This window comes from Staphylococcus borealis, from assembly GCF_001224225.1.
In the GTDB taxonomy this organism is placed as follows: Bacteria; Bacillota; Bacilli; order Staphylococcales; family Staphylococcaceae; genus Staphylococcus; species Staphylococcus borealis.
In genome coordinates, this window is sequence record NZ_CUEE01000011.1 from 19,993 (window position 1) to 35,501 (window position 15,509).

12 protein-coding genes and 1 other annotated feature are annotated in these 15,509 nt (G+C 36.8%); all 12 genes read left to right on the forward strand.

Annotated elements, in window-relative coordinates; genetic code table 11:
- The first annotated feature begins 2 nt into the window (after window positions 1–2).
- Window positions 3–551 carry a transcription termination/antitermination protein NusG gene (nusG, locus tag AK212_RS11075; protein ID WP_053031020.1) on the forward strand — a complete coding sequence of 183 codons (549 nt, stop codon included), beginning with the start codon at window positions 3–5 and terminating at the stop codon, window positions 549–551.
- Between the two features lie 187 nt (window positions 552–738).
- Window positions 739–1,161: a 50S ribosomal protein L11 gene (rplK, locus tag AK212_RS11080; protein ID WP_001832298.1), complete on the forward strand. Its 423-nt coding sequence runs from the start codon at window positions 739–741 to the stop codon at window positions 1,159–1,161.
- Between the two features lie 224 nt (window positions 1,162–1,385).
- Window positions 1,386–2,081, forward strand: a complete 696-nt coding sequence (gene rplA / locus AK212_RS11085; RefSeq protein WP_053031022.1) for a 50S ribosomal protein L1 — start codon at window positions 1,386–1,388, stop codon at window positions 2,079–2,081.
- Between the two features lie 275 nt (window positions 2,082–2,356).
- Window positions 2,357–2,509 (forward strand) — a sequence feature (ribosomal protein L10 leader region).
- A 38-nt stretch (window positions 2,510–2,547) separates the two neighbouring features.
- Window positions 2,548–3,048 (forward strand): 50S ribosomal protein L10, encoded by a 501-nt coding sequence (gene rplJ / locus AK212_RS11090; protein WP_053031024.1) that lies wholly within the window; start codon window positions 2,548–2,550, stop codon window positions 3,046–3,048.
- A 39-nt stretch (window positions 3,049–3,087) separates the two neighbouring features.
- Window positions 3,088–3,456: a 50S ribosomal protein L7/L12 gene (gene rplL / locus AK212_RS11095; RefSeq protein WP_011276720.1), complete on the forward strand. Its 369-nt coding sequence runs from the start codon at window positions 3,088–3,090 to the stop codon at window positions 3,454–3,456.
- 174 nt (window positions 3,457–3,630) lie between these two features.
- Complete coding sequence (locus AK212_RS11100; RefSeq protein WP_053031026.1) at window positions 3,631–4,239, forward strand: class I SAM-dependent methyltransferase; 609 nt, start codon at window positions 3,631–3,633, stop codon at window positions 4,237–4,239.
- 208 nt (window positions 4,240–4,447) lie between these two features.
- On the forward strand, window positions 4,448–7,999 hold the full coding sequence (gene rpoB / locus AK212_RS11105; RefSeq protein ID WP_053031027.1) for a DNA-directed RNA polymerase subunit beta: 3,552 nt from the start codon (window positions 4,448–4,450) through the stop codon (window positions 7,997–7,999).
- A gap of 200 nt (window positions 8,000–8,199) precedes the next feature.
- The gene (rpoC, locus tag AK212_RS11110) at window positions 8,200–11,793 is read left to right on the forward strand and encodes a DNA-directed RNA polymerase subunit beta' (protein WP_174841861.1); all 3,594 of its coding nucleotides are present in this window, start codon (window positions 8,200–8,202) and stop codon (window positions 11,791–11,793) included.
- 197 nt (window positions 11,794–11,990) lie between these two features.
- A complete protein-coding gene (locus tag AK212_RS11115) occupies window positions 11,991–12,251 on the forward strand; it encodes a ribosomal L7Ae/L30e/S12e/Gadd45 family protein (protein ID WP_053031031.1) in 261 nt (86 codons plus the stop codon).
- An 89-nt stretch (window positions 12,252–12,340) separates the two neighbouring features.
- Entirely contained in the window at window positions 12,341–12,754 is a 414-nt protein-coding gene (rpsL, locus tag AK212_RS11120; protein WP_053031033.1) for a 30S ribosomal protein S12, read from the forward strand.
- Between the two features lie 70 nt (window positions 12,755–12,824).
- Window positions 12,825–13,295, forward strand: a complete 471-nt coding sequence (gene rpsG / locus AK212_RS11125; protein WP_001137495.1) for a 30S ribosomal protein S7 — start codon at window positions 12,825–12,827, stop codon at window positions 13,293–13,295.
- A 121-nt stretch (window positions 13,296–13,416) separates the two neighbouring features.
- Window positions 13,417–15,498: an elongation factor G gene (fusA, locus tag AK212_RS11130; protein WP_053031035.1), complete on the forward strand. Its 2,082-nt coding sequence runs from the start codon at window positions 13,417–13,419 to the stop codon at window positions 15,496–15,498.
- Window positions 15,499–15,509 lie beyond the last annotated feature (11 nt).

A 15,509-nucleotide genomic window follows, 5' to 3' on the forward strand; every position in this document is an offset into this window, starting at 1 on the left:
ACATGTCTGAAGAGGTTGGCGCAAAGCGTTGGTATGCTGTGCATACGTATTCTGGATATGAAAACAAGGTTAAGAAGAATTTAGAAAAAAGAGTAGAATCAATGAATATGACAGAACAGATTTTTAGAGTTGTCATACCTGAAGAGGAAGAAACACAAGTTAAAGATGGGAAAGCTAAAAAACTACTTAAAAAAACATTCCCTGGTTATGTACTTGTAGAATTAGTAATGACTGATGAATCTTGGTATGTAGTACGTAATACACCAGGTGTTACAGGATTCGTTGGTTCAGCTGGTGCAGGTTCTAAACCAAATCCATTACTTCCAGAAGAAATGAGATTTATCTTGAAACAAATGGGACTGAAAGAAAAAACAATTGATGTTGAATTAGATGTCGGTGAACAAGTTCGTATTAAATCTGGACCATTTGCTAATCAAGTAGGAGAAGTTCAAGAGATTGAACCTGACAAGTTCAAATTAACAGTATTGGTTGATATGTTCGGAAGAGAAACACCAGTTGAAGTTGAATTTGATCAAATCGAAAAATTATAATCAAGTAATTATGGAAAAATATTGAACAACTAAAAAGATGAAATTTTACTATTGCTTTTTAAGTTGGTTCAGTGTTAAAATAATGTGGTCGCGTTTTTATAGCGCTCATTTCGTCACGAAATGTTTATGAGTGGGAGGGCAAAACTGAGCCCTGTGACCACATCACGATATCAAGGAGGTGCACATCGTGGCTAAAAAAGTAGAAAAAGTAGTTAAATTACAAATTCCTGCAGGTAAAGCGAACCCAGCACCACCAGTTGGTCCAGCATTAGGTCAAGCAGGTGTGAACATCATGGGATTCTGTAAAGAATTCAATGCACGTACGCAAGAACAAGCAGGTTTAATCATTCCGGTAGAAATCAGTGTTTATGAAGATCGTTCATTTACATTCATTACTAAAACTCCACCGGCTCCAGTACTACTTAAAAAAGCAGCTGGCGTAGAAAAAGGTTCTGGTGAACCTAACAAAACTAAAGTTGCTACAGTAACTAAAGATCAAGTACGTGAAATTGCTCAAACTAAAATGCAAGACCTAAACGCTGCAGACGAAGAAGCAGCTATGCGTATTATCGAAGGTACTGCACGTAGTATGGGTATCACTGTACAATAATTAAAGAATAATAAGTTAGTTTAATCTTGAAATAAACTGATAGACGATAGCAGGTAACAGAAATGACAACGACAATATTGTCTATGATTGGTCTGGGTGACTAGTAATTTCTTAGGAGATTGCTCAAACATTAGACATTCATCTGTTATCTGCTCTTAACTTGTGTTAGACACAAGTAAGCGTGGGAGGAAATTCCGCTAAAACCACTAAAGGAGGAACAATAAATGGCTAAAAAAGGTAAAAAGTATCAAGAAGCAGCTAATAAAGTTGATCGTACTAAACACTATAGTGTTGAAGAAGCAATCAGCTTAGCTAAAGAAACAAGCATTGCTAACTTTGACGCATCAGTTGAAGTTGCTTTCCGTTTAGGAATTGATACACGTAAAAATGACCAACAAATCCGTGGTGCAGTAGTGTTACCAAACGGAACTGGTAAATCACAACGTGTATTAGTATTTGCTAAAGGTGACAAAATCACTGAAGCAGAAGAAGCAGGCGCAGATTACGTAGGTGAATCTGAATACGTACAAAAAATCCAACAAGGTTGGTTCGACTTTGACGTAGTAGTAGCTACTCCAGACATGATGGGCGAAGTTGGTAAATTAGGTCGAGTATTAGGACCTAAAGGTTTAATGCCAAACCCTAAAACTGGTACAGTAACTATGGACGTTAAAAAAGCTGTTGAAGAAATCAAAGCTGGTAAAGTTGAATACCGTGCTGAAAAAGCTGGTATTGTACATGCTTCAATCGGTAAAGTTTCATTTAGCGATGAAAAATTAGTTGAAAACTTCAAAACGTTACAAGATGTTTTAGCTAAAGCTAAACCATCATCAGCTAAAGGTACTTACTTCAAATCTGTTGCTGTAACTACAACAATGGGTCCTGGAGTTAAAGTTGATACTTCATCATTCAAATTATAATTAAGTGTAAACTTATTGAAAATAGAACCTGTGACTTTTTGAAAGTCGCAGGTTATTTTTATGTATAGATATAAATTAAGTCCTGTAAAAAGTGTCGCATGACGATGACACGTAAAATCTCTGTATGCACAGGTTATTAAAAGTCATCTGTAAACATTAGTGGTCGTATGTGGATGTAACATAACGCTTAATTTCTACAATGACTATAACTTTTGCTCGTTTGATTAAAAAAATTGAAAAAGTTATTGACATATTACAACAATGAGGTTATATTATTTATTGTGATTATTTTACCTAAGACAGTAGGAGTTAACCATTAACTTAAAACATCATCCTGCCGAGGCTAAAATTGACTTGAACGTGTGATCATATAAATGATCTTTCAAGCGCTTTTTGCCGTGGGTAGAAAGTGCTTTTTTTATTGAGAAATTTAAAAAGCACCAAAAATAAAAATGGAGGTGTCTGAATGTCTGCTATTATCGAAGCTAAAAAACAACAAGTTGATGTTATTGCTGAACAACTTAAAAATTCAGTTTCAACTGTTATCGTCGACTACCGTGGCTTAACTGTTGCAGAAGTAACTGAATTACGTTCACAATTACGTGAAGCTGGTGTTGAATATAAAGTTTATAAAAACACTATGGTTCGTCGTGCAGCTGAACAAGCAGGTATCGAAGGCTTAGATGAATTCTTAACAGGTCCTACAGCTGTTGCAACTTCAACTGAAGATGTAGTAGCACCAGCGAAAGTTATCGCAGGATTTGCTAAAGAACATGAAGCTTTAGAAATCAAAACAGGCGTTATGGAAGGTAACCTTATTTCAGCAGAAGAAGTTAAAACTGTTGGTTCATTACCTTCACACGATGGTCTTGTTTCTATGCTTTTATCAGTATTACAAGCTCCAGTACGCAACTTCGCTTATGCGGTTAAAGCTGTTGGAGAACAAAAAGAAGAAAGCGCTGAATAATTGCGCATAAAATTTTAAAATAATTGGAGGAAATATAAAATGGCTAATCAAGAACAAATCATTGAAGCAATTAAAGAAATGTCAGTATTAGAATTAAACGATTTAGTAAAAGCAATTGAAGAAGAATTTGGTGTAACAGCAGCAGCTCCTGTAGCAGCAGCTGGTGCAGCTGGTGGCGGAGACGCAGCAGCAGAAAAAACTGAATTTGACGTTGAGTTAACTTCAGCTGGATCTTCAAAAATCAAAGTTGTTAAAGCAGTTAAAGAAGCAACTGGCTTAGGCTTAAAAGATGCTAAAGAATTAGTAGATAACGCTCCTAAAGTAATCAAAGAAGGCGTTGCTAAAGAAGAAGCTGAAAAACTTAAAGAACAATTAGAAGAAGTTGGAGCTACTGTAGAATTAAAATAATTCTAGTATCTTAACTTAATATCGAAAGTTAGTGTATTCGATGTATTTATAACAATACATTGATATAATTAACTTGAATTCTTTGAGAAATTAAAACCCCGTTATCACGATAACGGGGTTTTACTTCATTTTCTAGTAAAATAAAGATGAACAATGAAAAAAAGAGGTGGCGTTATGGGACACTATTATGATGAAAATCCTGATGTACAAAGTGATGAAAGAGTCATTCACTATCATTACCATCAACATCAATTAAATCTAACTACAGATGCAGGCGTATTCTCAAAAGCGCAAGTAGATTTTGGGTCAGATACTTTAGTACAAACCTTTTTAAATGAACATCCTCCTGGTCCAAGTAAAGCAATTGCTGATGTCGGGTGTGGCTATGGTCCGATTGGATTAATGATTGCTAAAGTTTCACCGCATCATCAAATTACCATGGTTGATGTTAATCACCGTGCGTTAAGTCTTGCTGAAAAGAATAAAAAAGCAAATCAAATTGATAACGTCATTATTAAGGAAAGCGATGGTTTATCGCAATTGAAGGATTGTCATTTCGATTATGTGCTAACAAATCCTCCTATTAGAGCTGGAAAAGAAGTTGTTCATCGTATTTTCGAAGAAGCATATCAACAGCTCAATGCTCAAGGTGAGTTGTACGTTGTGATCCAAAAGAAACAGGGTATGCCTTCTGCTAAGAAGAAAATGGAAGAGATTTTTAATAATGTCGAAATTGTTAATAAGAACAAGGGATACTACATTTTGAAAAGCCGAAAAGGTTGATTTCAAAAGTGTATTCTGATATAGTTATAAAATGTAAAAATTTATGTTCAATAAGTGTGTACTTTTACGCGAAAAGAGTATGATAAACAAGAATAAATGTAGAATCGAAAATGGTGTCATCAACTGTGTTGCCGTTTTCTTTTTGTCTTGTTATACGAAATTTTCATGCGTATTGGTTCATCACACAATATTTGAGGGGTGAATCTGTTTGGCAGGTCAAGTTGTCCAATATGGAAGACATCGTAAACGTAGAAATTATGCGAGAATTTCAGAAGTATTAGAATTACCAAACTTAATAGAAATTCAAACTAAATCTTACGACTGGTTCCTAAAAGAAGGTTTATTAGAAATGTTCCGTGATATCTCTCCAATTGAAGATTTCACAGGTAACCTTTCATTAGAATTTGTAGATTATCGATTAGGTGAACCAAAATATGATTTAGAAGAATCAAAAAACCGTGACGCTACTTATGCTGCACCTCTTCGTGTTAAAGTACGTCTAATAATTAAAGAAACTGGCGAAGTTAAAGAACAAGAAGTATTCATGGGTGACTTCCCATTAATGACAGATACAGGTACATTTGTAATCAATGGTGCAGAACGTGTAATCGTGTCTCAATTAGTACGTTCACCATCCGTTTACTTCAATGAGAAAATTGACAAAAACGGTCGTGAAAACTACGATGCAACAATTATTCCTAACCGTGGTGCATGGTTAGAATATGAAACGGATGCGAAAGATGTAGTATATGTACGTATTGATAGAACACGTAAATTACCGTTAACAGTATTATTACGTGCTTTAGGTTTCTCTCACGATCAATCAATTATTGATTTATTAGGAGACAGTGAATACTTACGTAATACACTTGAAAAAGACAGCACTGAAAATACTGAACAAGCATTATTAGAAATATACGAACGTTTACGTCCTGGTGAGCCACCAACAGTTGAAAATGCGAAAAGTTTATTATATTCACGCTTTTTCGACCCTAAACGTTATGATTTAGCAAGTGTTGGTCGTTACAAAGCAAATAAAAAGTTACACTTAAAACACCGCTTATTTAACCAAAAATTAGCAGAACCAATCGTCAATAGCGAAACTGGTGAGATTGTTGCTGAAGAAGGTACAGTATTAGACCGTCGTAAATTAGACGAAATTATGGAAGTTTTAGAAACAAATGCTAATAGTGAAGTGTTTGAATTAGAAGGTACAGTTATTGATGAACCTGTTGAAATTCAATCAATTAAAGTTTACGTTCCAAATGATGAAGAAGGTCGTACAACTACTGTAATTGGTAATGCTTTACCTGATTCAGAAGTTAAATGTATTACACCAGCAGATATCATTGCGTCAATGAGTTATTTCTTTAACTTGTTAAATGGTATTGGTTATACAGACGACATTGACCATTTAGGTAACCGTCGTTTACGTTCAGTTGGTGAATTATTACAAAACCAATTCCGTATCGGTTTATCAAGAATGGAACGTGTTGTGCGTGAAAGAATGTCAATTCAAGATACAGATTCAATCACACCACAACAATTAATTAATATTCGTCCTGTAATTGCTTCTATTAAAGAGTTCTTCGGTAGCTCTCAATTATCACAATTCATGGACCAAGCTAACCCGTTAGCTGAGTTAACACATAAACGTCGTCTATCTGCCCTAGGACCTGGTGGTTTAACACGTGAACGTGCTCAAATGGAAGTGCGTGACGTTCACTACTCTCACTATGGACGTATGTGTCCTATCGAGACACCAGAGGGACCAAACATTGGTTTGATCAACTCACTTTCAAGTTATGCACGTGTGAATGAATTTGGTTTCATTGAAACACCATATCGTAAAGTAGACTTAGACACTAACTCTATTACAGATCAAATCGACTACTTAACAGCTGATGAAGAAGATAGCTATGTAGTTGCCCAAGCGAACTCTCGCTTAGATGAAAATGGCCGTTTCTTAGATGATGAAGTAGTATGTCGTTTCCGTGGTAATAACACAGTTATGGCCAAAGAGAAAATGGACTACATGGACGTATCTCCAAAACAAGTAGTATCAGCTGCGACAGCATGTATTCCATTCCTTGAAAACGATGACTCTAACCGTGCCTTAATGGGTGCGAACATGCAACGTCAAGCAGTACCATTGATGAACACTGAAGCACCATTTGTTGGTACAGGTATGGAACACGTTGCTGCACGTGACTCAGGCGCTGCAATTACTGCTAAACATAGAGGTCGTGTTGAACATGTTGAATCTAAAGAAATCTTAGTTCGTCGATTAGTAGAAGAGAACGGCATTGAACATGAAGGTGAATTAGATCGCTATCCATTAGCTAAATTCAAACGTTCAAATACAGGTACGTGTTATAACCAACGTCCAATTGTTACAGTTGGCGACGTTGTTGAGTACAATGAAATTTTAGCTGACGGACCATCTATGGAATTAGGTGAAATGGCGTTAGGACGTAACGTTGTAGTTGGTTTCATGACTTGGGACGGTTACAACTATGAGGATGCTGTTATTATGAGTGAACGTCTAGTTAAAGATGACGTTTATACTTCAATTCATATTGAAGAATATGAATCAGAAGCGCGTGATACTAAACTAGGACCTGAAGAAATCACTCGTGACATTCCAAACGTGTCAGAAAATGCACTTAAAAACTTAGATGATCGTGGTATTGTCTACGTTGGTGCTGAAGTTAAAGACGGTGACATCTTAGTAGGTAAAGTAACGCCTAAAGGTGTGACTGAATTAACAGCTGAAGAAAGATTATTACATGCTATCTTCGGTGAGAAAGCACGTGAAGTACGTGATACATCATTACGTGTACCTCACGGTGCCGGTGGTATCGTTCTTGATGTTAAAGTGTTTAATCGTGAAGAAGGCGATGATACTTTATCACCAGGCGTTAACCAATTAGTACGTGTATACATCGTACAAAAACGTAAAATCCATGTTGGGGATAAAATGTGTGGTCGTCACGGTAACAAAGGGGTTATCTCTAAGATTGTTCCTGAAGAAGATATGCCTTACTTACCAGATGGACGTCCTATCGATATCATGTTAAACCCACTTGGTGTACCATCTCGTATGAACATCGGACAAGTATTAGAACTACACTTAGGTATGGCTGCTAAAAACTTAGGCATCCATGTTGCATCTCCAGTATTCGATGGTGCGAACGATGATGATGTATGGTCAACAATCGAAGAGGCAGGTATGGCGCGTGACGGTAAAACAGTCTTATACGATGGTAGAACAGGTGAACCATTCGATAATCGTATTTCTGTTGGTGTTATGTACATGCTTAAACTTGCACACATGGTTGACGACAAACTTCATGCGCGTTCAACTGGTCCATACTCACTTGTAACGCAACAACCACTTGGTGGTAAAGCACAATTCGGTGGACAACGTTTTGGTGAGATGGAGGTATGGGCACTAGAAGCTTACGGTGCTGCTTACACATTACAAGAAATCTTAACTTACAAATCTGACGATACTGTAGGACGTGTTAAAACTTACGAAGCTATCGTTAAAGGTGAAAACATCTCTAGACCAAGTGTTCCAGAATCATTCCGTGTATTGATGAAAGAATTACAAAGTTTAGGTTTAGATGTCAAAGTTATGGATGAACATGATAATGAAATCGAAATGGCGGATGTTGATGATGAAGATGCAACTGAGCGCAAAGTAGATTTACAACAAAAAGATGTTCCTGAAACACAAAAAGAAACTACTGACTAATTAGAAATAGAAGTTATCTAACATAAGGGATATGAAACTCAGTTCGATTTAATTCTGAAACATGGATAAATCGTACTGATTTCCTCCCCATATTCATAATGACTTGTTTTAGTTTCAATAGATGTAAATCAATCAAATAGCACAGCTAATCTAAATTGAAGGAGGTAGGCTCCTTGATTGATGTAAATAATTTCCATTATATGAAAATCGGTTTAGCCTCACCTGAAAAAATCCGTTCATGGTCATACGGTGAAGTAAAAAAACCAGAAACAATCAACTATCGTACATTGAAACCAGAAAAAGATGGTCTTTTCTGTGAAAGAATTTTTGGACCTACAAAAGACTGGGAATGTAGTTGTGGTAAGTACAAACGTGTACGCTACAAAGGCATGGTCTGTGACAGATGTGGTGTAGAAGTAACTAAATCTAAAGTACGTCGTGAAAGAATGGGACACATTGAATTAGCTGCTCCAGTTTCACATATTTGGTATTTCAAAGGTATTCCAAGTCGTATGGGTCTTTTATTAGACATGTCTCCTAGAGCATTAGAAGAAGTGATTTACTTCGCTTCATATGTTGTTGTAGATCCAGGCCCAACTGGCTTAGAGAAAAAATCTTTACTATCTGAAGCTGAATTCAGAGATTATTATGATAAATATCCAGGCCAATTTGTCGCTAAAATGGGTGCTGAAGGTATTAAAGATTTATTAGAAGAAATCAACTTAGACGAAGAATTAAAATCATTACGTGACGAATTAGAATCTGCAACAGGTCAAAGATTGACACGTGCGATTAAACGTTTAGAAGTTGTTGAATCATTCAGAAACTCTGGTAATAACCCAGCATGGATGATTTTAGATGTACTTCCAATTATTCCACCAGAAATCCGTCCAATGGTTCAGTTAGATGGTGGACGTTTCGCAACAAGTGATTTAAATGACTTATACCGTCGTGTAATTAACCGTAACAACCGTTTGAAACGTTTATTAGACTTAGGTGCTCCTGGCATCATCGTTCAAAACGAAAAACGTATGTTACAAGAAGCTGTAGATGCTTTAATTGACAACGGTCGTCGTGGTCGTCCAGTTACTGGTCCAGGTAACAGACCATTGAAATCTCTTTCACATATGCTGAAAGGTAAACAAGGTCGTTTCCGTCAAAACTTACTTGGTAAACGTGTTGACTATTCAGGTCGTTCAGTTATTGCAGTTGGACCAAGCTTGAAAATGTATCAATGTGGATTACCTAAAGAAATGGCCCTTGAATTGTTCAAACCATTCGTAATGAAAGAATTAGTTCAACGTGAAATTGCTACGAACATCAAAAACGCTAAAAGTAAAATTGAACGTATGGACGATGAAGTTTGGGACGTATTAGAAGATGTAATCAGAGAACATCCTGTATTACTTAACCGTGCACCTACACTTCACAGATTAGGTATCCAAGCATTTGAACCTACATTAGTTGAAGGTCGTGCTATCCGTCTTCACCCACTTGTAACAACAGCTTACAACGCGGACTTTGACGGTGACCAAATGGCTGTTCACGTTCCTTTATCTAAAGAAGCACAAGCTGAAGCACGTATGTTAATGCTAGCTGCGCAAAACATCTTGAACCCTAAAGATGGTAAACCTGTTGTAACACCATCACAAGATATGGTACTAGGTAACTATTACCTTACTTTAGAACGTAAAGATGCAGTAAACACTGGCACAATCTTTAATGATACTAATGAAGTGCTTAAAGCATATGCAAATGGTTATGTACATTTACACACTCGTATTGGTGTGCATGCGAAATCATTTAATAACCCTACATTTACAGAAGCTCAAAACAACAAAATTTTAGCTACTTCAGTAGGTAAAGTGATCTTCAATGAAATCATTCCTGATTCATTCGCATTTATTAATGAACCTAGCCAAACTAATCTTGAAGGTAAAACACCGGATAAATACTTTATTGATCCAACTCAATTAGGTGAAGGTGGACTTAAAGCTTACTTTGAAGAACAAGAACTTATTGAACCATTCAATAAAAAATTCTTAGGTAATATTATTGCCGAAGTCTTCAATAGATTTAGCATCACTGACACATCTATGATGCTTGACCGTATGAAAGATTTAGGTTTCAAATTCTCATCTAAAGCGGGTATTACTGTTGGTGTAGCAGATATTGTTGTACTTCCAGATAAACAAGATATCTTAGATGAACATGAAAAATTAGTTGAACGCGTATCTAAACAATTTAACCGTGGTTTAATTACTGAAGATGAACGTTATAATGCGGTTGTTGAAATTTGGACAGATGCCAAAGATCAAATTCAAGGCGAATTAATGCAATCACTTGAGAAAACAAACCCAATCTTCATGATGAGTGACTCTGGTGCCCGTGGTAACGCATCTAACTTTACTCAGTTAGCTGGTATGCGTGGTTTAATGGCCGCTCCATCAGGTAAAATTATCGAGTTACCTATCACATCTTCATTCCGTGAAGGTTTAACGGTATTAGAATACTTCATCTCTACTCACGGTGCGCGTAAAGGTCTTGCCGATACAGCCCTTAAAACAGCTGACTCTGGTTACCTTACTCGTCGTCTTGTTGACGTTGCACAAGATGTTATCGTTCGTGAAGAAGACTGTGGTACAGACCGTGGTTTACTCGTTTCTGATATCAAAGAAGGTACAGAAATGATCGAACCATTCATCGAACGTATTGAAGGACGTTACTCTAAAGAAACAATTCGTCATCCTGAAACGGATGAAATTATCATTCGTCCAGATGAATTAATTACAGCTGAAATTGCTAAGAAAATCACTGATGCAGGCATTGAACAAATGTACATCCGCTCAGCATTTACTTGTAACACACGTCACGGTGTTTGTGAAAAATGTTACGGTAAAAACCTTGCAACAGGTGAAAAAGTTGAAGTGGGTGAAGCAGTTGGTACAATCGCTGCGCAATCAATCGGTGAACCTGGTACCCAACTTACAATGCGTACATTCCATACAGGTGGTGTAGCAGGAAGCGATATCACTCAAGGTCTTCCTCGTATCCAAGAGATTTTCGAAGCACGTAATCCTAAAGGTCAAGCCGTGATTACTGAAATCGAAGGTGTCGTTGAAGATATTAAATTAGCTAAAGACCGTCAACAAGAAATTGTTGTTAAAGGTGCTAATGAAACAAGATCTTACTTAGCTTCAGGTACTTCTAGATTGAAAGTAGAAATCGGTCAATCAGTTGAACGTGGTGAAGTGTTAACAGAAGGTTCAATCGAGCCTAAGAACTTCTTAGCCGTTGCTGGTTTAAATGCAACTGAAAGCTACTTACTTAAAGAAGTTCAAAAAGTTTATCGTATGCAAGGTGTAGAAATCGACGATAAACACGTTGAAGTAATGGTAAGACAAATGCTACGTAAAGTTAGAATCATTGAAGCTGGCGATACTAAGTTATTACCTGGTTCATTGGTTGATATTCATAACTTTACAGATGCAAACAGAGAAGCATTTAAAGAACGTAAACGTCCAGCAACAGCTAAACCAGTATTGCTTGGTATTACTAAAGCTTCTCTTGAAACAGAAAGCTTCTTATCAGCAGCGTCATTCCAAGAAACAACACGTGTGCTTACAGATGCAGCTATCAAAGGTAAACGTGATGACTTACTTGGACTTAAAGAGAACGTTATTATCGGTAAGTTAATTCCAGCTGGTACTGGTATGAGACGTTATAGCGACGTTAAATACGATAAAGCGGAAACACCAGTTACTGAAACTGAAGAAGCCGAAGTTATTGAATAAACTATGAAATAAAGCCTATTAGGAATTATTTTTATAATTGACGAGACGGGACATATCTAACTTTTAAAGAGGTAGTCTCGCTCTCGTTCTTTAATTTTTAAAATGAGTAAAAAGTCTATAAAAAATGTTGACTTGATGATTCAATAAGTGTTATTATTGTAAAGGTTGATGCAAGCAGAACTTTGGAGGATATTTTAATGTCTAATGAAAAAGTTGCACGCTTTAACAAACAACACTATGTAGTTGGTCTTAAAGAAACGCTTAAAGCGTTAAATAGAGATCAAGTTGCATCTTTGATTATTGCTCAAGACGTTGAGGTACATTTGTTAGCTCACGTATTTAGTTTAATCAATCATAAAAATATACCTATCACTTATTATCAAAGCAAACATGCTTTAGGTAACTATGTAGGTATTAATGTTAATGCAACCATTGTTGCGTTATTGAATGAGAATTAGTAAGTATTTTGCTTACTAAATTTTATTTAACCTAAAAATGAACCACCTGGATGTGTGGAATTAAAAAGTGAAGAGAGGAGGACATTTCAATGCCAACTATTAACCAATTAGTACGTAAACCTAGACAAAGCAAATCTAAAAAATCAGATTCACCAGCTTTAAACAAAGGTTTTAATAGTAAAAAGAAACAATTTACTAACTTAAACTCACCTCAAAAACGTGGTGTTTGTACTCGTGTAGGTACTATGACACCTAAAAAACCTAACTCAGCGTTACGTAAATATGCACGTGTGCGTTTATCAAACAATATTGAAATCAACGCATACATCCCTGGTATCGGCCATAACTTACAAGAACACAGTGTAGTACTTGTACGTGGTGGACGTGTAAAAGACTTACCTGGTGTGCGTTACCACATCGTACGTGGTGCACTTGATACTTCAGGTGTTGACGGACGTAGACAAGGCCGTTCATTATACGGAACTAAAAAACCTAAAAATTAAGTTTAAGATTGTGTAAATTTTAATTTCAATTTTTAATAATATACTATAATAGGAAGGGAGGATTTTAATTATGCCTCGTAAAGGATCAGTACCTAAAAGAGACGTATTACCAGATCCAATTCATAACTCTAAATTAGTTACAAAATTGATCAACAAAATTATGTTAGATGGTAAACGCGGAACTGCACAAAGAATTCTTTATTCAGCATTTGACCTTGTAGAACAACGCAGTGGTCGTGATGCTTTAGAAGTATTTGAAGAAGCAATCAACAATATTATGCCAGTATTAGAAGTAAAAGCTCGTCGTGTAGGTGGTTCAAACTACCAAGTACCAGTTGAGGTTCGCCCTGAACGTCGTACGACTCTAGGATTACGTTGGTTAGTAAACTACGCGCGTCTTCGTGGTGAAAAAACTATGGAAGATCGTTTAGCTAACGAAATCTTAGATGCTGCTAATAATACAGGTGGTGCCGTTAAGAAACGTGAGGACACTCACAAAATGGCTGAAGCGAACAAAGCATTCGCTCACTACCGCTGGTAAGATTAAAGCTTTAACCCTGAGTGTGTTCCGTCACATTGGTTTACCAAATAAGATGGCTCATGCTTAGGGCATCGCCATATTCAATAGTACTTATTCAGTAATTACTGGAAGGAGAAAAACAATGGCTAGAGACTTTTCTTTGAAAAACACTCGTAATATCGGTATCATGGCTCACATCGATGCTGGTAAAACAACTACGACTGAACGTATTCTTTACTATACAGGTCGTATCCACAAAATTGGTGAAACACACGAAGGTGCTTCACAAATGGACTGGATGGAACAAGAACAAGACCGTGGTATTACAATCACATCAGCTGCTACAACAGCTCAATGGGATGGCCACCGTGTAAACATTATCGATACTCCAGGACACGTAGACTTCACTGTAGAGGTTGAACGTTCATTACGTGTACTTGATGGTGCGGTTACTGTACTTGATGCGCAATCAGGTGTAGAACCTCAAACTGAAACTGTTTGGCGTCAAGCTACAACATACGGTGTACCTCGTATCGTATTCGTAAACAAAATGGATAAATTAGGCGCTAACTTCGATTACTCTGTAAGCACATTACATGATCGTTTAGATGCTAACGCTGCACCTATCCAATTACCAATTGGTGCCGAAGACGAATTTGAAGCTATCATTGACTTAGTTGAAATGAAATGTTTCAAATATACAAACGACTTAGGTACTGAAATTGACGAAATTGAAATTCCTGAAGATCACAAAGAAAGAGCAGAAGAAGCTCGTTCTAATTTAATCGAAGCAGTTGCTGAAACTAACGACGATTTAATGGAAAAATATCTTGGTGAGGAAGAAATTTCAGTTGAAGAATTAAAAGATGCTATCCGTCAAGCAACTACTGACGTAGAATTCTACCCAGTACTTTGTGGTACAGCATTCAAAAACAAAGGTGTTCAATTAATGCTTAACGCAGTAATTGACTACTTACCATCACCTTTAGATGTTAAACCAATTGTTGGTCACCGTGCTGACAATCCTGAAGAAGAAGTAATTGCTAAACCAGACGATTCAGCTGAATTCGCTGCATTAGCATTTAAAGTTATGACTGACCCTTATGTTGGTAAATTAACTTTCTTCCGTGTATATTCAGGTACTTTAACATCAGGTTCTTACATTAAGAACTCAACTAAAGACAAACGTGAACGTGTAGGTCGCTTATTACAAATGCACGCTAACTCACGTCAAGAAATCGATACTGTTTACTCAGGCGATATCGCTGCTGCAGTTGGTCTTAAAGATACAGGTACTGGTGACACATTATGTGGTGAAAAGAATGACATTATCTTAGAATCAATGGAATTCCCTGAACCAGTTATCCACTTATCAGTAGAACCTAAATCTAAAGCTGACCAAGATAAAATGACTCAAGCTTTAGTTAAATTACAAGAAGAAGACCCTACTTTCCATGCACACACAGATGAAGAAACTGGACAAGTTATCATCGGTGGTATGGGTGAGTTACACTTAGACATCTTAGTTGACCGTATGAAGAAAGAATTCAACGTTGAATGTAATGTAGGTGCGCCAATGGTTTCATACCGTGAAACATTCAAGCAATCTGCACAAGTTCAAGGTAAATTCTCTCGTCAATCTGGTGGTCGTGGTCAATACGGTGATGTTCACATTGAATTCACACCAAACGAAACTGGCGCAGGTTTCGAATTCGAAAACGCTATCGTTGGTGGTGTAGTTCCTCGTGAATACATTCCATCAGTTGAAGCTGGTCTTAAAGATGCTATGGAAAACGGTGTCTTAGCTGGATATCCATTAATCGATGTTAAAGCTAAATTATTTGATGGTTCATACCATGATGTCGATTCATCAGAAATGGCCTTCAAAATTGCTGCATCATTAGCGCTTAAAGAAGCTGCTAAAAAATGTGATCCAGTTATCTTAGAACCAATGATGAAAGTAACAATCGAAATGCCTGAAGAATACATGGGCGATATCATGGGTGACGTAACAGCTCGTCGTGGACGTGTTGATGGTATGGAACCTCGTGGTAATGCACAAGTTGTTAACGCTTATGTACCACTTTCAGAAATGTTCGGTTATGCAACTTCATTACGTTCTAACACTCAAGGTCGCGGTACTTACACAATGTACTTCGATCACTATGCAGAAGTTCCAAAATCAATCGCTGATGATATCATCAAAAAAAATAAAGGTGAATAATTAAACTTGTT

Excerpts from the sequence above, each read along its gene's own strand:
- rplJ (WP_053031024.1), top strand. The coding sequence starts at position 2,548 with ATGTCTGCTATTATCGAAGCTAAAAAACAACAAGTTGATGTTATTGCT.
- rpsG (WP_001137495.1), top strand. The coding sequence starts at position 12,825 with ATGCCTCGTAAAGGATCAGTACCTAAAAGAGACGTATTACCAGATCCA.
- rplA (WP_053031022.1), top strand. The coding sequence starts at position 1,386 with ATGGCTAAAAAAGGTAAAAAGTATCAAGAAGCAGCTAATAAAGTTGAT.
- AK212_RS11115 (WP_053031031.1), top strand. The coding sequence starts at position 11,991 with ATGTCTAATGAAAAAGTTGCACGCTTTAACAAACAACACTATGTAGTT.
- rplL (WP_011276720.1), top strand. The coding sequence starts at position 3,088 with ATGGCTAATCAAGAACAAATCATTGAAGCAATTAAAGAAATGTCAGTA.
- fusA (WP_053031035.1), top strand. The coding sequence starts at position 13,417 with ATGGCTAGAGACTTTTCTTTGAAAAACACTCGTAATATCGGTATCATG.
- AK212_RS11100 (WP_053031026.1), top strand. The coding sequence starts at position 3,631 with ATGGGACACTATTATGATGAAAATCCTGATGTACAAAGTGATGAAAGA.
- nusG (WP_053031020.1), top strand. The coding sequence starts at position 3 with ATGTCTGAAGAGGTTGGCGCAAAGCGTTGGTATGCTGTGCATACGTAT.
- rpoC (WP_174841861.1), top strand. The coding sequence starts at position 8,200 with ATGAAAATCGGTTTAGCCTCACCTGAAAAAATCCGTTCATGGTCATAC.
- rpsL (WP_053031033.1), top strand. The coding sequence starts at position 12,341 with ATGCCAACTATTAACCAATTAGTACGTAAACCTAGACAAAGCAAATCT.